We start from the raw sequence: 17,586 nt of genomic DNA on the forward strand, positions 1-17,586 counted from the left end.
TGCTTCATCGGGAAACTCGGTGGGTGGGGTCGCGGTATTTTGCCAAATCAGAAAGTTTTTTTCAGAGTTTCCCTAGATAGGGCTCGATTGCCAGAGTGGGATCGACGATGTAGCCCTTATCAAACGGTTCTAGGAACCCTAGGAACTCCCCATAAGCCAGAAACGTGGAGCGCTCGTTACTTTCATTCATCCCTCTTCCTGACAACCAACTGTTCACTGCCTCAGCGACGTTTGAGACACTCACCGTTCCGCCGCCCATAAAGACATAGCGACGCTGCGCCAGTAGGCAGGTCATAGCTCGGAAGAAGGGCTCACTGCGTGTCCCATCTAAGATTTCCTGCTCGGACTGCGAATTTAGATTGTCTACGAGCAACGCCAAAACCCTATGAGCAATGTTTTGCTCGGTAGCTCCGGCCGGCGCGGAAATCTGTCCCAAACCATCCTGCGGCCAAAGTCCTTCCTCCAGCCAGAAATCCAAATTCCACTCAAAGCGCTTTGCCCCGTTCTCGCTTTTGGGAAGCAAGTCCGGCCGCAAAATTTCTAATAACTCGCTACGTGCTACCGGCTTACCTCTACGTATCAGCACCCGGTCAATCAGGTTTAGCAGTACTAGACTGCTGCCCGCATGGGCATTGTTTACCATCGACATACTTATAAATCCTTTACAAACTCGTCCAGAATCCTGCTTTGCGGGTCACACTCCCACCAACTCCGATATGGGTGAAGCGGATCAGCCACTGTCTCGGGCGCAACGATTAATTGTGCCGGATCATCCATACCCACTGACGGCAGGTGGTTTTCGCCAGGCATTAGCAGTACTAACTCAATCCAGTGCCCGGCACTGTCCCCTGGCTCCAAGGCGCACCAGAACGGAAGAGCTTTCAGTTCAGCAGCCTGCTTCAATTCATTCAGCAAGGGACGACTGGCGCGAATCGCCTGCACCTGTCCGCTACGCAGAAGTTCCGCCAACCATCTCCGCCAGTTATGCAGTAACACTCGCGGCTCGACGCTACGATAGGTTTCTGGCCGATATCGAAGGCGTAGCACTTGCGATGGCGGCATCCACCTCGGCAGCGAAATCGGTGGCAACCCGTTCAGGTGAAATACGGTACTCAGCGTTGGTGTGAAGGCGCCTCGCCCTTGGGCCCGACATCCGGGGCAACCGCCGCAACTGCGTTCAGGTGCAATACTCCCCGGTCGATAGAACTCTTCCAACTGCCGGCATAGCGGCCGCTGTGGATCATTCAACCAATTGCGCAAGCTTGCGAATCCGATTGCTCTTGCCTGCTTTTCTCGACAACGCTGCGGCTCAACATACTGCTGCCATACATCCTCGGACATGTGCGCATCGTTCAAGATTTGCACGCCAATACGATTGAAATACTGTTCAAAATACTGGCTCCGCAGCGTCGTATGCTCTTCTATAGGAGCGCCCTCGAAGAGAGGGGCTTCAGGCGGCGCATAACACAGGCGAATTAACCCGGCGCGCTGCATCAGCAGCAGCGTGCGCATATTCCAATCCTCATTACCTTCGCTGTGACGTTGTAGGTCCCGGTGCAATGCCGTTAGGGAGATAGTGAAGTAGCTATTGCCTTTACGCTGACGGCTCTGAAGTAACATCTTCCAGCGGGCCAGTCCCAATCCAGTAGAAATAAGTTTCGCCTTCGACAAACGTTCCGCCACCACAACCTGTGCTGGATGAAAAATTAGCCAGGACCAGCAAGCGTTGCCATCACGCCCTCCGCGGCCGGCCTCTTGATAGAAGCGATCCATATTCTCTGGCACTGCCGCATGTAACACTGAACGCACATCGCTCTTGTCCATGCCCACACCGAACGCAGAGGTCGCAACCATAATGTCCAGAGCATTGCCTTGCCACTGATCAATCAGGAGCTTGCGGGATGATATGTCGGTCTCCCCATGGAACAGCCCGACCCGACTAAACCCCTGTGCAATCAGCGTTTGCCACCAGTTTTCGGCGTCCTCTCGTGTTGTTGTGTAGAGGATGAGCGGGCGAGGCAAACGCCATAACATTTCAAGCACAGCATTCCGGTGCTCTTGCTCCCCTGAAGTCTTCCGTACATTGAAGTTTGTCTCGGGACGCAAAAAACTACCGTTGACCTCAATGGCTTGAGAGCCATCAGGAACGAAGGAGTCTTTCAACAACTCTAGGGTTGAGGCGCTGAAAGTAGCCGACATAAGCAGGGTACGAATGGCGCTTGATGAATGCTCTCTGAGGGAGTGGAACAAGGGAGCAAGCAACTGAAACTCTGGACGAAATTCTGCTCCCCAATGATCAACCAGGTGTGCTTCGTCGATCACCATGGCCCCCAGCAGACCATGCTGTGCTAATTGAAACAAAACGGGGCGAAGTGCCGTGATGACCGACTCTGGCGCACAAAACAACAGACGTTGAGTACCGGCTAGCATACGCTCGCGTATCTGCTTACGCTCCTCATCCGCTTGTCCGCCAGTCCAGAAATAACTACCTCCATGATCGGAGCCGGCAGCCTTCAGCACTTCGCCAGCGCGCTGAGCCTGCTCGATCGCTAGGCCAACAGTTGGCACAACAACGAGTACTAGTTTCTGCCGATAGGCGAACAGGCTCATCGCCTGAATAGCGAGAGTTTTTCCGCAGCCAGTCGGTAAATTAACTATGACCGTACTATCCGCGGGCGAGGTTAGCAGAGTGCGTACCGCAGCTTGCTGACCGCGTCCGTTATAGCGACTAAACCCCGCATTCTCCAAAGCGCCACTGAGCGCCACGTCCATGGGTATTTGCTGCAGGTATCGGCGACGCTGGCGCCTATAAACTGCCAACTCAGGCTCCTCCAGAGTTTGATCCAGTCGCACTTGGAGTGTTAAAGGATCCTGGATCAGTCCAGCACGGGCCAAGTGCTCCGCTGAAACGGAGCCGGTAGGGAGTTGTAGCGCCAAATGGGCGACACCATGTGCCTGGGCGCAGCCAAATACATCCCGGCAAGCTAAAGCGCGATCGGCATAACCGGCCTTTGAGTCTCTGATCACCGCCAGTAGACGTCGGAAGAACGGTTCGACAACGGTCCCATCGTGCGTCTCCCCGGGAGACAGCAAGGCTCTCTGTAATGCATTCCAGTCGGCCTGCTTCATGCCTTCTCCAGCAAATTTTTCGAACACAAAATTTGGGCATGTATCGACATAAGGTGCAACTGCGGTTCAAACGCTAAATTCTGCGCTCCGCGCGCGTTACTCCTGACTTGCTGACGACTCAATTCAGCAATGTTCAGAACCAAACGTTTCCACTCGCTCGCCGGCAAAAGGAACTCTAGTTCAGGCCAGACGTCATGGCGCAGATTCAGGTCCCGGATAACTCCTTTCGCTGGTTTCTTATAGGGCCACTCTAGGGATCTTAAGGTACTCTCGGATGTTACAAGGCTGCCATCTTCAGTCAGCCAATGGCCATAAATTGCGGGGGCAAGTAACTCATCTCCGATGATCTGCGCCTGCCGTGTGCAGTTCAATCCTGTAGCAGACACCAGCCAGTTGAGACGGAAGAAAACCTTCGGGGCCTGCAAACTGCTGTTGTCCAGAACCCGCAAAAATGCACTTGTTGCTCCCCGGGAATCCCCCATAGTCAAGTCATAGATCGAATCCACGAATGGCTGACCGTATCGGAACGGGTACGCTCCGGCCTGACCTGATACCTGCTGCCTGGAAAAGCTCATGGACGCGGTATATGGAGGGTTACCGCTGTCTGGATCGATGCCGGTGATACAGCCTTCGATAAAGGTCTGCACATCCACCAAGGTACGCCCGCCGTGAGCGATGGGATCAAATGCGAAGCCCAGTTTGAACAGCCCATTCAGACTTCCCACTAGCTTGAAACTTAGGCCACGGGTCATCCAAGTACACATCCGCCCGATCTGCTCTTCGGCGACTTCGTCTGCGTGGGCAATTTGCTCGGCAAACTGGCTGGCGTTTGCGACATCTTCATCCAGCGCCAGCAACTCCTCCTGCACCTTGACCCGGCGACGCTCACGTGCAAGCACCCCATTTTCGCCGCCTAGATGCATGGCACTGACCAGCAATGCCTCATCCCCCGATTGCGCAACGGTTTCCCAAGCCTGCTCAATGTGTTCTTCCAGCACATACTGCAGGCTCGCTACCGTCTGGCTGAACAGTCCCACCGAACTATCCAGTAAATCCAGCCACCTGCGGAACAGCCCGTCGTGATCGGAAAGCAGAGCCAGACTTTCCACAGGCCGAACACCAGGCAAGTTTGCACTGTATCGGTTCAAGCGTCCGAGTCGTTGCTCGATCCGACTGAAAGATCTTGGCAAACTGTAATGCACGGCGAGCCTCCGCCCACCGTGTAAATTCAACCCATCTTCTCCTCCCTGATCACAAACTAATACCCGTACGGATCCGCTCGATTGTAAGAACTGTAACTCTCCCCCTGGGATATAGAGCTCTACATCCACAGTCAGAGAATCCTTCAACACCGCAAATACATGTTCGGCGACCCCACAATCGCCGCAGAACACGACGACTTTACCGCCGGCGTTTTCAGCCAACCAGGCACCCACACTCTCAAACAAGCTGCGATCCTTGCACTCTTGCTCACGCAAGGCCTGCCTGGAAATGTCAGCAAGGAACTCTCGCTCAGTCGCTTGCAGTGTTGACCATCGAGTCGTGCTCGCCTGCGTGGCACGGCGTTCGACTAACAATGGGCTGACCAAGAGATCGTCTACCCATTCTAGGTACTGCTGCGGACTCATCGCCTGGTAGTTGTCAGGATCTCTGCTAGCTAGGCTGCGATATTCCTCCAACAACATGTCCAGTGGCGCGACTCGTGGATCCATATGCCAGTAACTCCGCCGCAATCCGGCCAACCCAGGGAACAACTGCGCTAGGTGCCCCATCTCGCGACGATTGCGGAGCATACGTTGGTGCAAGCGGTAATTCTCACCAATGAATTTTCGCAACGCGATAACTTCTTGCTCGCGTCGTACACCGGTTTCATCGGCAAAAAGATCCACCAATGGCAGCAAACTATTGATTCGATCCTGCAACCCCTGATCCTCAGGGAACTTGCTTCCCAGGTCCTGCAGAATCTGCTCCAAGGCAGCGTTGGAGTTTCCCGGAGTCAGAGCGCTGTGCAACCCTCCGAGCCATTCTCGCTGCTCCACCCGGGTGATAAAGCGTCGTACCCCCATCTCAGAAAGTTCGTACGCCTCAGGGCTCAGGCAATGCAACATCGCCAGAAAATTCCTTTCATTCCCATTCAACGGGGTGCCCGATAGCAATAAAGTCGCTTCGGCTGCTTGGCAGGCTTTTGCCAATACCCGGAACCGAGCGCTTAGAGATGCATCGGTAGACCAGGCCAACGGCGCCAACTGGTGCGCCTCATCTACAACAAGCAGGCTAGGCTGCCCATCGAGCAAGGCCTCTTCCAATTGTTCGTGACTGCAAACCCGAATCAGCTGATGTGGTTTGCTCTTTAGGGATATCACCTCGCCCAAATGAAAGCGCCCCACCAATTCCGCGTGCCACTGGCCAAGCAAGGCAGCGGGTACGGCAATCAACACGTTGGCTGCACGCTTTCTTTCTAGTACGTGCTCCCGAATGATCAGACCGGCCTCAATTGTCTTGCCCAAGCCCACCTCATCCGCCAACAAGTACTTGGGGGAAGGGTCCTGAAGTACCCGCCTGACTACAGCAATCTGGTGTGGCTCCAACTCCACACTGCTGCTCGTAATCGCACCGATAGAACGACATGCTGCGCGCTGCTCAATATAGGCCGCGAAGAAATCATGGCGCAGAGAGCAGAAAAAGGGAGCGTCGTTGGCGCGGTTCGCCAGGAAGGCCGAAGGGTCAAGCAGACCTGACGCCCCCAAATTCAGACAATAGATATCGTCAATACTCAGAACGGTCTGGTCATTATCCTCGACGCGAAAAATCACGAGATGCCGACCAAATGGTCGCGCCCCTCCGTACCGACCACGGCGCCAAATTCCTGTAGGTGAATCTCGGCAATAGACTATAGCCTCCTCATAGAGGGGGGCCTTTCTCAACTCATCTCGGTTAACTCCGACCCTTCGCGCCTCTGGGTTCAGGGGGGACTCAAAGAAGACAACTTCACACTCGCCGCTCTCATGATTCAATCGCGACAATTTGCCAATGCCGGGAAACGTGTCGGAATGAACCAACTCCCCGACCATCGATACCTGGCTCATCTCTTCCCTCTACCAGCGCTTCTATCCGTACACTAAAAACCGTCCTCCGCTGTCAGTTCGAATAACTAGCGAAGGGTCTAGGACATATCTTCATATAGCACCTAAAGGCCATTCCTGTGGTACTACGGCCTATTTTTGGTGCGAAAATGAATACACTATCTGCGTTTTCACCAAGAAGCCACCGACACAGAGGCAAATTGCCACTGCCACTACTGCGATCACCGGTCATCACTACTAATTCCCGACGAGTGCCGAGAGACTGGCGCTCCAGAGAGCGTCATTTTGGAGTCGTTGGTATCGGTGGGTAGCTAGCAGCAAGTCATCATTACGTAGCGATCGTCACAGGCGTGATGAAATAAAAAAATGTGGGGGTAAATGTGGGGGTATTTTATAGACATGAAAAAGCCCAATCTTTTCAGATTGGGCTAAGTCATTGAAAAATATGGTCGGGACGGAGTGATTCGAACACTCGACCCCTAGCACCCCATGCTAGTGCGCTACCGGACTGCGCTACGCCCCGACTAGGCGTGTTACTGGGTTCGCTTCGCAACGAAGCGATCAGGAATATACCGCAAGCTTTTGAAATGTGGAAGTATTTTAAAAGCTTGAATCATTTCTTCAACACCACCAGCACATCTTCGAGTTCGGAGATCATCTGGCGGATCAGTTGCTTGTATTGGGTGGTGTCGTCTTTGGCTTCATCACCGGACATGCGCTGGCGGGCGCCGCTGATGGTGAACCCCTGGTCATACAGCAACGCACGGATCTGTCGGATCATCAGCACATCCTGGCGCTGATAATACCGACGGTTCCCGGTACGCTTGACGGGGTTGAGTTGAGGAAACTCCTGCTCCCAGTAGCGCAGCACGTGCGGTTTTACCGCACATAGCTCGCTGACTTCACCAATGGTGAAGTAGCGTTTGCCTGGGATGACGGGTAGCTCGTCGTTATGACTTGGTTCCAGCATAAGCCTCAACTCGGGCCTTCAACTTCTGCCCTGGACGAAAGGTGACCACACGGCGAGCCGTGATCGGGATTTCTTCTCCCGTTTTTGGATTGCGGCCAGGCCGCTGGCGTTTGTCCCGCAGGTCAAAATTTCCGAAACCGGACAATTTGACCTGTTCATTGTCTTCCAGAGCGTGTCTGATTTCTTCAAAAAACAGCTCAACCAATTCCTTGGCCTCGCGCTTGTTCAGACCCAACTCTTCGTACAGACGTTCCGCCATCTCAGCTTTCGTCAAAGCCCCCATACGTCACTTCCTTAACGTGGCGTTTAACCTTTGTTCGAGCGAGGTGAGGATATTTTGTGTCGTGGTGTTCACCTCATCGTCATTAAGAGTGCGCGATGGATGCTGCCAGGTCAAGCCAACTGCAAGGCTTTTTCTATGCGGATCAATGCCTTTACCCTGATAGACGTCAAATAGCCTGAGGTCTGTCAGCCATTCCCCTGCATTTTCACGGATTACATCCAGGACGGCAGTGGCGGCGACTTCGCGGTCGGCGATCAGGGCCAGGTCTCGACGCACTTCAGGGAAGCGCGACAGCTCGCTGAATTTAGGCATCTTGCCCGAAGCGACTTCCGCCAGGACCAACTCAAAGACGAAGACCGGACGGTCAAGGCCGAGGGTTTTCGACAGTTCCGGGTGAATGGCGCCGACGAAGCCTACCAGGCGACCTTCGCGCTCGATACGCGCGGTCTGGCCAGGGTGCAGCGCCGGGTGGTTGCCTGGAACGAAGGTGAAATCACCCAATGCACCGGCAAAACCCAATACGGCTTCCACGTCAGCCTTGACGTCGAAGAAGTCCACCGCATCACGACCTTGTGCCCAGCCTTCCGGCAGACGGCTACCGCACACTACACCGGCCAGCATCGGTTCCTGCTTCAAACCGTCCAGTTGGCCGACAAAACGCAGGCCGCTTTCGAACATGCGCACGCGATCCTGCTGACGATTCAGGTTGTGGGAAAGCGCTTTCACCAGGCCCGGCCACAGGGACGAACGCATGGCGGCCATGTCGTTGGAAATCGGATTGGCCAACAACAACGGCTCGACACCGGGGTTGAACAGTTCGAACTGCTTCGGATCGATGAAGCTGTAGGTCACGGCTTCCTGGTAACCACGGGCAACCAGCAGACGACGCAGCTCAGGCAGGTGTGCACGCGCCTCCGCCTTGGGTTGCGGTGCCAGGCGTGCTTGCGGGTAACGAACCGGTAGACGGTTGTAGCCGTACAGGCGGGCAAGTTCTTCGATCAGGTCGACTTCCAGGCTGATATCGAAACGATGGCTTGGCACTTCAACGCGCCACTGCCCTTCCCCGCCTGCGGAAATACCCAGGCCGAGAGCCGACAGAAGTCGCTCAATCTCAGCAGGCTCAATCACCAGGCCGAGCATTTGCTCGACACTCTTGGCACGCAGGGTGATAGGTGCAACGGACGGCAGATGCTGTTCGCTCACGGCCTCGGTAATCGGGCCGGCTTCGCCACCGGTGATGTCCAGCAGCAGGCCAGTGGCGCGCTCCATGGCTTCACGGGCGAGCTGCCAGTCTACGCCACGCTCATAACGGTGCGACGCATCGGTATGCAGGCCGTAGGAACGGGCCTTGCCAGCGATGGCGATCTGGTCGAAGAATGCGCTCTCAAGGAAGATGTCACGCGTGGTCGAGGACACGCCGCTGTGCTCACCCCCCATCACGCCAGCAATCGCCAGGGCGCGGGAATGGTCGGCGATTACCAGGGTGTCAGCCCGTAGCGTTACTTCCTGGCCGTCAAGCAATACCAGCTTCTCGCCTTCTTCTGCCATGCGCACACGGATGCCGCCATTGATTTCGGCGAGATCGAACGCGTGCAGTGGTTGGCCCAGCTCGATCATCACATAGTTGGTGATGTCGACGGCAGCGTCGATGCTGCGCACGTCAGCGCGACGCAGGCGCTCAACCATCCATAGCGGGGTGGGCTTGGACAGGTCGACGTTGCGGATCACACGGCCCAGGTAACGAGGGCACGCGTTTGGCGCCAGCACCTCAATCGGGCGGACTTCGTCGTGCACCGCAGGGACGGCGGTAATCACGGGCCGGGTGACCGGGACGTCGTACAGCGCGCCCACTTCACGCGCCAGGCCCGCCAGGGACAGGCAGTCGCCACGGTTCGGGGTCAGGTCAACCTCGATGCTGGCGTCTTCCAGTTCCAAATAGGCACGAATGTCCTGGCCCACAGGCGCGTCGGCCGGCAGCTCCATCAGGCCATCGTTGCCCTCGCCTACCTGCAGTTCAGCCTGGGAGCACAGCATCCCGTTGGACTCGACACCGCGCAGCTTGGCTTTCTTGATCTTGAAGTCACCCGGCAGTTCGGCACCGATCATGGCGAACGGGATCTTCAGGCCCGGACGCACGTTGGGCGCTCCGCACACGACCTGGAAGGTTTCCGTGCCATTGCTGACCTGGCATACACGCAACTTGTCGGCGTCAGGATGCTGCTCGGTGCTCAGCACCTCGCCCACAACCACGCCACTGAATACGCCAGCAGCCGGGGTAACGCTATCGACCTCAAGGCCGGCCATCGACAGACGAGCAACCAGCTCGTCGCGATTTACCTGCGGGCTTACCCAGCCACGCAGCCATTGTTCACTGAATTTCATCCTGCTCTCCTAAAGATTCGTTACGACTAGCGAAATTGCGCGAGGAACCGCAAGTCGTTGTCGAAGAACAGACGCAAGTCGTTCACGCCGTAACGCAGCATGGCCAGACGCTCAACGCCCATGCCGAAGGCAAAGCCCGAGAACTCTTCCGGGTCGATCCCGGACATGCGCAGCACGTTGGGGTGAACCATGCCGCAGCCCATCACTTCCAACCAACCCGTCTGCTTGCAGACGCGGCAGCCTTTACCGCTGCACATCACACATTCCATGTCGACTTCAGCGGACGGCTCGGTGAACGGGAAGAACGATGGACGGAAACGCACCGCCAACTCTTTCTCGAAGAACACCCGCAGGAACTCTTCGATGGTGCCCTTGAGGTCGGCGAAGTTGATATCGCGATCAACCAGCAGGCCTTCGACCTGGTGGAACATCGGCGAGTGGGTGATATCGGAGTCGCTACGGTACACACGGCCTGGGCAGACGATGCGGATCGGCGGCTTCTGCGATTCCATGGTGCGGACCTGTACCGGCGAGGTATGGGTGCGCAACAGCATGTTCGCATTGAAATAGAAGGTATCGTGCATCGACCGGGCCGGGTGATGGCCGGGGATGTTGAGCGCCTCGAAGTTGTGATAGTCGTCTTCGACCTCAGGGCCTTCGGCGATGCCGTAGCCGATGTGAGTGAAGAACTGCTCGATACGTTCCAGAGTCCGGGTAATCGGATGCAGACCGCCCGAAGCCTGGCCACGGCCAGGCAGGGTCACGTCAATGGACTCGGCGGCGAGCTTGGCCGCAAGATCGGCCTCCTCGAGCGACGCCTTGCGCGCATTGAGAACCTCTGTGACACGCTCCTTGGCAACGTTGATCAGCGCACCGACTTGCGGACGCTCTTCAGCCGGCAAATTTCCCAGGGTCTTCATCACCTGAGTCAATTCACCCTTCTTGCCAAGGTAGTGAACCCGGATTTGCTCCAGGGCATTGATATCTTCAGCGCTTTGCACAGCCTCAAGAGCTTGAGCGACGAGCGCGTCCAGGTTTTCCATGTACAGACTCCAGATACAAAATAGGGGAAGAGCTTGAAGGCTCTTCCCCTATTTAAGACGTTTAACACCTTGGGCTACAGAGTAACCCAGGGTGACTGTCGGGGGTACTTAAGCCAAGGTGGCTTTAGCTTTCTCGACAATCGCAGCAAACGCCGCTTTTTCGTTCACTGCCAGATCAGCCAGAACCTTACGGTCGATCTCGATGGACGCTTTTTTCAGGCCAGCAATGAAACGGCTGTAGGACAGACCGTTAACACGAGCACCAGCGTTGATACGAGCGATCCACAGAGCGCGGAACTGACGTTTTTTCTGACGACGGTCACGGTAGGCGTATTGGCCTGCCTTGATTACCGCTTGCTTGGCAACACGGAATACGCGTGAGCGTGCGCCGTAGTAGCCTTTAGCAAGTTTCAGAATTTTTTTGTGACGTTTACGGGCAATGACGCCACGCTTTACACGAGCCATGAGTTACTTCCTCTAGTCTTGATCCAAAAATTAACGAAGGCGCAGCATGCGCTCGACTTTTGCCACGTCAGACGGATGCAGCAAGCTGCTACCGCGCAGTTGACGCTTACGCTTGGTCGACATTTTGGTCAGGATGTGGCTCTTGAAAGCGTGCTTGTGCTTGATACCGTTAGCAGTTTTCAGAAACCGCTTAGCAGCACCACTTTTAGTCTTCATCTTTGGCATGTTCGGATACTCCGCATTCAGTTGATAAACATAATCAGAAGGCCTGCCGTGCCCTGTTGATTACTTCTTCTTTTTCGGGGCGATGACCATGATCAGCTGGCGTCCTTCCATCTTAGGATGCTGTTCGACCGAACCGTACTCGAGCAGGTCAGCTTCAACCCGCTTGAGGAGTTCCATCCCCAGCTCCTGGTGGGCCATCTCACGGCCGCGGAATCGCAAGGATACCTTGGCCCTGTCCCCATCACTCAGGAAACGTACCAGGTTGCGCAGTTTTACCTGGTAATCCCCTTCCTCCGTCCCTGGACGAAACTTGATTTCTTTTACTTGAATCTGCTTCTGGTTCTTCTTCGCCGCAGCAATCTGCTTCTTCTTTTCGAAGATCGACTTGCCGTAGTCCATCACCCGGCAAACAGGCGGGACTGCGTCGGCGGAAATTTCCACCAGGTCCAATTTGGACTCTTCAGCGATACGAAGCGCTTCATCAATCGAGACGATGCCAATCTGCTCGCCGTCAGCGCCAATTAACCGAACCTCGCGTGCCGAGATATTCTCGTTGATCGGGGCTTTCGGTGCAGCTCGTTTATCTTGTCTCATTTCACGCTTAATAATAATTACTCCGAATCTGGGCGACCACGCCGGGAAACCGCTTGCGCGAGGAACTCAGCGAACTGGGCGACGGGCATCGAGCCCAGGTCAGCACCTTCACGAGTACGCACAGCGACAGTCTGCATCTCGACTTCCCGATCTCCGATAACCAAAAGATAGGGAACCTTGAGCAAAGTATGCTCGCGGATTTTAAAGCCGATCTTTTCATTTCTCAAGTCGGACTTGGCACGAAATCCGCTTTCGTTGAGAGTTTTTTCAACTTCAGCGGCAAAATCTGCCTGTTTATCAGTGATATTCATGATCACTGCCTGGGTCGGAGCCAGCCACGCGGGGAACGCACCCTCGTAGTGCTCGATCAGGATCCCGACGAACCGTTCGAACGAGCCAAGGATCGCCCGGTGCAACATGACCGGGTGTTTACGGCTGTTGTCTTCGGAGACGTATTCGGCTCCCAGACGGATCGGCAGGTTAAAATCGAGCTGCAAGGTACCACATTGCCAGACACGGCCAAGGCAATCTTTCAGCGAGAACTCGATTTTAGGCCCGTAGAACGCGCCCTCACCCGGTTGCAGATCGTACGCAAGGCCCGCGCTGTCTAGCGCAGCGGCGAGTGCCGCTTCGGCGCGGTCCCATAGCTCGTCGGAACCGACGCGCTTTTCCGGACGAGTGGACAGCTTCATTTCGACTTCGGTAAAACCGAAATCGCGATAAACGTCCATGGTCAGCTTGATAAATGCAGCGGACTCCGCCTGCATCTGTTCTTCGGTGCAGAAGATGTGTGCGTCGTCCTGGGTGAAGCCGCGTACGCGCATGATGCCGTGCAATGCACCCGATGGCTCGTTACGGTGGCAGGCACCGAACTCGGCCAGGCGCATCGGCAACTCGCGGTAGCTCTTCAAGCCCTGGTTGAACACCTGCACGTGGCAAGGGCAGTTCATCGGCTTGATGGCGTAGTCGCGGTTTTCCGACTGGGTGGTGAACATATTGTCGGCGTAGTTGGCCCAGTGCCCGGATTTCTCCCACAGGCTACGGTCAACAACCTGAGGAGTCTTGATCTCCAGGTAGCCGTTCTCACGCTGCACCTTGCGCATGTACTGTTCAAGCACCTGGTACAGGGTCCAGCCGTTCGGGTGCCAGAACACCATGCCCGGCGCTTCTTCCTGGAGGTGAAACAGGTTCAGGCGCTTGCCGATCTTGCGGTGGTCGCGTTTCTCGGCTTCTTCGATGCGCTGGATGTAGGCCGCCAGCTGCTTCTTGTCAGCCCAGGCGGTGCCGTAGATCCGCTGCAGTTGCTCGTTCTTGGCATCGCCGCGCCAGTAGGCACCGGACAGCTTGGTCAGCTTGAACGACTTGAGGAAACGCGTATTCGGTACGTGCGGGCCACGGCACATGTCGACGTATTCTTCATGGTAATACAGGCCCATGGCCTGTTCGTCCGGCATGTCTTCTACCAGGCGCAGCTTGTAGTCTTCGCCACGCGCAGTAAACACGTCGATCACTTCGGCGCGCGGGGTGACTTTCTTGATGACGTCGTAATCTTTTTCGATCAGCGCGTGCATGCGCTGTTCGATGGCGGCCAGGTCGTCCGGCGTAAAAGGACGCTCGTAGGCGATGTCGTAATAGAAACCTTCGTCAATGACCGGGCCGATCACCATTTTCGCGGTGGGGTACAACTGCTTGACCGCGTGGCCAATCAGGTGCGCGCAAGAGTGACGAATGATCTCCAGCCCCTCTTGATCCTTGGGCGTGATGATCTGCAGGCTGGCGTCGGAGGTAATCAGGTCGCTGGCGTCGACCAGCTTGCCGTCGACCTTGCCGGCCACGGTGGCCTTGGCCAGGCCGGCACCAATGGATGCGGCGACCTCGGCGACGGAAACCGAATGATCGAATGAACGTTGACTGCCATCGGGAAGAGTAATAGTTGGCATGGCGCCTCCTCTCCTAGTGGTGACCCCTACCAAAGGTCACGTGGGTTGGGATGAGCCAGTACAAGATCCAACACCAGGCCGTTCAGCAACGAACGCCTGCCTTACAGCGGCAGGAGCCTTTCGGCAAACCGATAATCGAACCAGAGTGACTGGAGTGAACAAAAGGAACATGGCAAGGCGGCAAATGGCGCGCCCGGGAATAGCCAGGTGGCTGATGCTAGCACAGATGAACGGTCATCGCGCCGGCGCCATCCGACGTAAAGACAAATTCCAGCCTTTATAGCGGTAAAAGTGAACTTGAGCTGTACGCGACGCCTCAAACCCACTGAGAATCGCTGTTCGTCCTCGACCCAAAGGAGCATCCCATGATGCGTTTTACCTCGACCCTCGCTCTCGCCGCTACCCTGAGCCTCCTTTCCCTTGGCGCACAAGCAGCTGCGCCTTCCAACTGGCCAGCCGGTGCCCGTGACAGCTTCGTTAAAGACTGCACCTCTGCCGCCAGCCAAAATGTGGACGTCAAAACCGCCAAAGAACATTGCCAATGCGGCGCGGACAAAATCAACGCCGAATTGAGCACGGCCGAGATCAAAGAGCTGATGACCAACCAGAACGCCAGCCCGAACCTTAAAAACAAGGCAGTCGCGGCTATTTCGTCGTGCAAGGTCGTGAAGAAAAAGTAATATTCACCCCTGATCAGACGGCTGTTTTGCTGGAAAAACACCTCGAAAACTGCCATTTCTCACAAATTACGCAGCTTTTACGGCTTTTTTTACCAGCTTATATTTCGCACAAAAGCCCCGTAGATCGGGGCTTTCAGCCGATTCAGGTAGTAAACGCAACGCTATTGACTCGCAAACAATGCCTTGGGGGGGCTCCCAAGTCGAACATTTCGACTATGATAGCCCGGTGTGCCCAGTTGGCCTGAGCAGCACAGCACTACTGAAAATATATGTTTCTTGGAGATACACCATGTCTAATCGCCAAACCGGCACCGTTAAATGGTTCAACGATGAAAAAGGCTTCGGCTTCATCACTCCTCAAGGTGGCGGTGACGACCTGTTCGTACACTTCAAAGCTATCGAAAGCGACGGTTTCAAAAGCCTGAAAGAAGGCCAAACCGTTTCCTTCGTGGCTGAGAAAGGCCAAAAGGGTATGCAAGCTGCACAGGTTCGCGGCGAGTAATTCTCCGCTGAGCTAAAAAAACCCCGTCCATGTGACGGGGTTTTTTATGGGTGGCGCAAAAACCCGGAGGCTGTCAGCCGCAATTGACCCGCGTGATCACCAGGTTGTCGTCGGTGTTCAGGTTCAGGCGGTCGGAGCGGTATTCCAGGGTGATCATATCGTTGGGCTTGAGGATCCGTGCATTCTGCGCACCGGCACGGGCGCGCGCCTGCTCCAGCAGTTGGGGCGAGGCTTTCTGGCCAATCGCGAACTCGGCGGCCTTCGACTCACAGCGGCTATGGCCGGTGTCGGCCGTGGCGGCGTCTTTGGCTGGCTCAGAGGCACCTGGGGTGCTGCAACCCGCCAACGCGAGTGCTGCCAACAAAGTACCGAATGATGCGAGCTTCCAAGGCATGAAGCCTCCTATGATAAAAAATGAACAGAGATCGTGCGACAGCCGTCAGACGGATTGGTTTCAAGACGTAAATCGCCTGCGGGCAAGTCTGCCTGACTCAGAGCGGGCATTCGCCCGGCCAATCGTGACCAGATATGAACGTACTCAGTAGATATCAATGTAGTCAAACCGTGGCGTCGGCCAGTTCTCCTTCAGCGCATTGAAAATCTGCATGACCCAGACTTCGTCGCTGGCCGCCACATTGCCTACATACCCAGAGCCCTTGGCCCACGTTTCCAGACGAAACAGCAACCCATCAATATCAACGCCACCCACCGCTTTGCCCGATGAGATATAGGCGATACCGCTCTTGGTCACGCGCAACTGGGTATGTTCATCGTCGCTGGCACTGGCGATCAATTGGCGCACGGCCACCAGCGTCAGGCTTTCGGGGTTATTCAAATCGATCTGCACCTGGTGTCCCCGGCAGTTAGACAGGCGACCAGTGTCGCACAGCCACCCCCTCATGCCTAAGTAGCAGTGCCAAACCCTGCGCAAAATGGTTAACTGCGCCCGCAAGAACCGAGTTTCAGCGCACTGCCCAGCACTTTTCAGATCGTGAGCCGCCCATGAGTACCGTAACCCTTCAAGCCGATATCAAAGCCAAATGGCACCAAGGACAGAGCTCCTACAGCCCCGGAAGCCCGGAAGAATTGGCGATCATTGGCATCGACCTGCTGGTCAAGGAACTCGGCACCCAAGCCGCACAGGCATTCATCGGCCAGATATTCGAGAAATACCCGACCGATTACCGGGGTGCACACGACCCCGAGCGCGATTAAGAACCGGCCGGCGAGCGCCAACCGGCAACTGCATTACTTCAGGCGTGCCAAGCGCTCGGTCAACAGATCGAAGAAGCCCTGGGCATCGCCGTTCTCAACCCAGAACACATTCTTTTCCTGCTTCAGGCCGTCATACCAGTCGACGATGGTCTGGCCGAAGGTCGGTCCTTCGCGGCTGTCCACCACCATATTGGCCTGACGCCCACTGAACAGAGAAGGCTTGAGCAGGTAAGCAATCACGGTGGCGTCGTGCACCGGGCCACCTGGGATGCCGTAGTGCTCCATGTCACCCTTGACGTATTCATTGAGAATATCGCCGACGACCTTGCTCGCGTTGTTCTTGATGTCCGCGATCTTTTTCAGGCGCGCCTCGCTGGTCAGCACCTTGTGGGTCACGTCCAGCGGCAGGTAGGTCAGCTTGACGCCACTCTTGAGTACGATCTCGGCCGCTATCGGGTCGGCGAACAGGTTGAACTCAGCCACCGGCGTGATATTGCCGCCATTGAAGTGCGCGCCGCCCATTACCACCACTTCCTTGATGCCTTGGGTAATGTCAGGAGCCTGGGTCAATGCCAGCGCCAGGTTGGTCTGTGGGCCGAGCATGGCGATGGTGATGCTGTGGGGCTTGGCGGTGCTGAGGGTCTTGATCAGGTAGTCGACAGCATTGCCTTCGGCCAGGCCTTTTTTCGGCTCATGCACCGTCACACCGGAAATGCCTTCCTTGCCATGGATATTCTCGGCATAGATAGGCGTACGCAGCAGCGGTTTTGGCGCACCGGCGTACACCGGGATGTCCTCACGCCCTGCCCACTCGCGGGCCAGGCGCGCATTGCGCGATGTCTTGTCCAGGCGCACGTTACCTGCGACGGTGGTCAGCGCGCGAATATTCAACTCCTCCGGGGAAGCCATGGCAAACAGCAAGGCCACCACGTCGTCAGCGCCCGGGTCGGTGTCGATGATCAGGTCGATTTTTTCCGCCGCTTGGGCGCTTGCTGCAGTGAGTGCGGACAAAAGCAGGACACTCCGGAACAGATTTCTCAGGGTGGGAAGACTACGTTGCATGGAACACTCCTTG

General features: G+C 56.0%; 17 protein-coding genes and 1 tRNA gene. 3 read left to right on the plus strand and 15 right to left on the minus strand.

Going from position 1 to position 17,586, the window contains the following annotated elements:
• Positions 1–61 precede the first annotated feature (61 nt).
• From dpdG to thrS, 12 genes are all read right to left on the minus strand, one after another.
• Positions 62–649 carry a protein DpdG gene (dpdG, locus tag AC1Q6I_RS31000; RefSeq protein ID WP_102625262.1) on the minus strand — a complete coding sequence of 196 codons (588 nt, stop codon included), beginning with the start codon at positions 647–649 and terminating at the stop codon, positions 62–64.
• A gap of 2 nt (positions 650–651) precedes the next feature.
• Complete coding sequence (gene dpdF, locus AC1Q6I_RS31005; protein ID WP_102625263.1) at positions 652–3,129, minus strand: protein DpdF; 2,478 nt, start codon at positions 3,127–3,129, stop codon at positions 652–654.
• On the minus strand, positions 3,126–6,215 hold the full coding sequence (dpdE, locus tag AC1Q6I_RS31010) for a protein DpdE (RefSeq protein WP_102625264.1): 3,090 nt from the start codon (positions 6,213–6,215) through the stop codon (positions 3,126–3,128). Before dpdE ends, dpdF begins: the two co-directional genes overlap by 4 nt.
• A 443-nt stretch (positions 6,216–6,658) precedes the next feature.
• Positions 6,659–6,735, minus strand: a tRNA-Pro gene (locus AC1Q6I_RS31015).
• 90 nt (positions 6,736–6,825) lie between these two features.
• Positions 6,826–7,182 carry a MerR family transcriptional regulator gene (locus AC1Q6I_RS31020; protein WP_003174972.1) on the minus strand — a complete coding sequence of 119 codons (357 nt, stop codon included), beginning with the start codon at positions 7,180–7,182 and terminating at the stop codon, positions 6,826–6,828.
• Positions 7,163–7,465: an integration host factor subunit alpha gene (ihfA, locus tag AC1Q6I_RS31025; RefSeq protein WP_002553164.1), complete on the minus strand. Its 303-nt coding sequence runs from the start codon at positions 7,463–7,465 to the stop codon at positions 7,163–7,165. The genes AC1Q6I_RS31020 and ihfA overlap by 20 nt, the downstream gene beginning before the upstream one ends.
• A 3-nt stretch (positions 7,466–7,468) precedes the next feature.
• Positions 7,469–9,847: a phenylalanine--tRNA ligase subunit beta gene (pheT, locus tag AC1Q6I_RS31030; protein ID WP_069076657.1), complete on the minus strand. Its 2,379-nt coding sequence runs from the start codon at positions 9,845–9,847 to the stop codon at positions 7,469–7,471.
• A 26-nt stretch (positions 9,848–9,873) separates the two neighbouring features.
• Positions 9,874–10,890 (minus strand): phenylalanine--tRNA ligase subunit alpha, encoded by a 1,017-nt coding sequence (gene pheS, locus AC1Q6I_RS31035; RefSeq protein WP_024076467.1) that lies wholly within the window; start codon positions 10,888–10,890, stop codon positions 9,874–9,876.
• 108 nt (positions 10,891–10,998) lie between these two features.
• Positions 10,999–11,355, minus strand: coding sequence for a 50S ribosomal protein L20 (gene rplT / locus AC1Q6I_RS31040; protein WP_002553161.1), 357 nt, complete (start codon positions 11,353–11,355; stop codon positions 10,999–11,001).
• A 30-nt stretch (positions 11,356–11,385) separates the two neighbouring features.
• Complete coding sequence (gene rpmI / locus AC1Q6I_RS31045) at positions 11,386–11,580, minus strand: 50S ribosomal protein L35 (protein ID WP_002553160.1); 195 nt, start codon at positions 11,578–11,580, stop codon at positions 11,386–11,388.
• Between the two features lie 60 nt (positions 11,581–11,640).
• A complete protein-coding gene (infC, locus tag AC1Q6I_RS31050) occupies positions 11,641–12,192 on the minus strand; it encodes a translation initiation factor IF-3 (protein ID WP_169850653.1) in 552 nt (183 codons plus the stop codon).
• The gene (gene thrS, locus AC1Q6I_RS31055) at positions 12,192–14,114 is read right to left on the minus strand and encodes a threonine--tRNA ligase (protein ID WP_024076468.1); all 1,923 of its coding nucleotides are present in this window, start codon (positions 14,112–14,114) and stop codon (positions 12,192–12,194) included. The genes infC and thrS overlap by 1 nt, the downstream gene beginning before the upstream one ends.
• Before the next feature lie 365 nt (positions 14,115–14,479).
• On the opposite strand from thrS, the gene AC1Q6I_RS31060 reads away from it, so the two are divergent.
• Positions 14,480–14,794 (plus strand): hypothetical protein, encoded by a 315-nt coding sequence (locus AC1Q6I_RS31060; protein ID WP_102625265.1) that lies wholly within the window; start codon positions 14,480–14,482, stop codon positions 14,792–14,794.
• Positions 14,795–15,083: 289 nt separating this feature from the next.
• Positions 15,084–15,296: a cold-shock protein gene (locus tag AC1Q6I_RS31065; RefSeq protein ID WP_003234260.1), complete on the plus strand. Its 213-nt coding sequence runs from the start codon at positions 15,084–15,086 to the stop codon at positions 15,294–15,296.
• A 73-nt stretch (positions 15,297–15,369) separates the two neighbouring features.
• Here the strand turns inward: AC1Q6I_RS31065 and AC1Q6I_RS31070 are convergent, their stop codons facing one another.
• Positions 15,370–15,690, minus strand: coding sequence for an I78 family peptidase inhibitor (locus AC1Q6I_RS31070; RefSeq protein ID WP_024076470.1), 321 nt, complete (start codon positions 15,688–15,690; stop codon positions 15,370–15,372).
• 144 nt (positions 15,691–15,834) lie between these two features.
• Entirely contained in the window at positions 15,835–16,143 is a 309-nt protein-coding gene (locus tag AC1Q6I_RS31075; RefSeq protein ID WP_024076471.1) for a hypothetical protein, read from the minus strand.
• Between the two features lie 155 nt (positions 16,144–16,298).
• Here AC1Q6I_RS31075 and AC1Q6I_RS31080 point away from each other — a divergent pair, with 155 nt between their 5' ends.
• Positions 16,299–16,511, plus strand: a complete 213-nt coding sequence (locus tag AC1Q6I_RS31080) for a hypothetical protein (RefSeq protein ID WP_024076472.1) — start codon at positions 16,299–16,301, stop codon at positions 16,509–16,511.
• Between the two features lie 33 nt (positions 16,512–16,544).
• Here AC1Q6I_RS31080 and AC1Q6I_RS31085 read toward each other — a convergent pair whose 3' ends face one another.
• On the minus strand, positions 16,545–17,573 hold the full coding sequence (locus AC1Q6I_RS31085) for a nucleoside hydrolase (protein WP_102625266.1): 1,029 nt from the start codon (positions 17,571–17,573) through the stop codon (positions 16,545–16,547).
• Positions 17,574–17,586 lie beyond the last annotated feature (13 nt).

This window comes from Pseudomonas sp. MPR-R2A5 (assembly GCF_058793055.1).

Excerpts from the sequence above, each read along its gene's own strand:
- AC1Q6I_RS31070 (WP_024076470.1), bottom strand. The coding sequence starts at position 15,690 with ATGCCTTGGAAGCTCGCATCATTCGGTACTTTGTTGGCAGCACTCGCG.
- AC1Q6I_RS31060 (WP_102625265.1), top strand. The coding sequence starts at position 14,480 with ATGATGCGTTTTACCTCGACCCTCGCTCTCGCCGCTACCCTGAGCCTC.
- rplT (WP_002553161.1), bottom strand. The coding sequence starts at position 11,355 with ATGGCTCGTGTAAAGCGTGGCGTCATTGCCCGTAAACGTCACAAAAAA.
- pheS (WP_024076467.1), bottom strand. The coding sequence starts at position 10,890 with ATGGAAAACCTGGACGCGCTCGTCGCTCAAGCTCTTGAGGCTGTGCAA.
- dpdG (WP_102625262.1), bottom strand. The coding sequence starts at position 649 with ATGTCGATGGTAAACAATGCCCATGCGGGCAGCAGTCTAGTACTGCTA.
- ihfA (WP_002553164.1), bottom strand. The coding sequence starts at position 7,465 with ATGGGGGCTTTGACGAAAGCTGAGATGGCGGAACGTCTGTACGAAGAG.
- dpdE (WP_102625264.1), bottom strand. The coding sequence starts at position 6,215 with ATGAGCCAGGTATCGATGGTCGGGGAGTTGGTTCATTCCGACACGTTT.
- thrS (WP_024076468.1), bottom strand. The coding sequence starts at position 14,114 with ATGCCAACTATTACTCTTCCCGATGGCAGTCAACGTTCATTCGATCAT.
- AC1Q6I_RS31080 (WP_024076472.1), top strand. The coding sequence starts at position 16,299 with ATGAGTACCGTAACCCTTCAAGCCGATATCAAAGCCAAATGGCACCAA.
- AC1Q6I_RS31020 (WP_003174972.1), bottom strand. The coding sequence starts at position 7,182 with ATGCTGGAACCAAGTCATAACGACGAGCTACCCGTCATCCCAGGCAAA.
- pheT (WP_069076657.1), bottom strand. The coding sequence starts at position 9,847 with ATGAAATTCAGTGAACAATGGCTGCGTGGCTGGGTAAGCCCGCAGGTA.
- AC1Q6I_RS31085 (WP_102625266.1), bottom strand. The coding sequence starts at position 17,573 with ATGCAACGTAGTCTTCCCACCCTGAGAAATCTGTTCCGGAGTGTCCTG.
- AC1Q6I_RS31065 (WP_003234260.1), top strand. The coding sequence starts at position 15,084 with ATGTCTAATCGCCAAACCGGCACCGTTAAATGGTTCAACGATGAAAAA.
- dpdF (WP_102625263.1), bottom strand. The coding sequence starts at position 3,129 with ATGAAGCAGGCCGACTGGAATGCATTACAGAGAGCCTTGCTGTCTCCC.
- rpmI (WP_002553160.1), bottom strand. The coding sequence starts at position 11,580 with ATGCCAAAGATGAAGACTAAAAGTGGTGCTGCTAAGCGGTTTCTGAAA.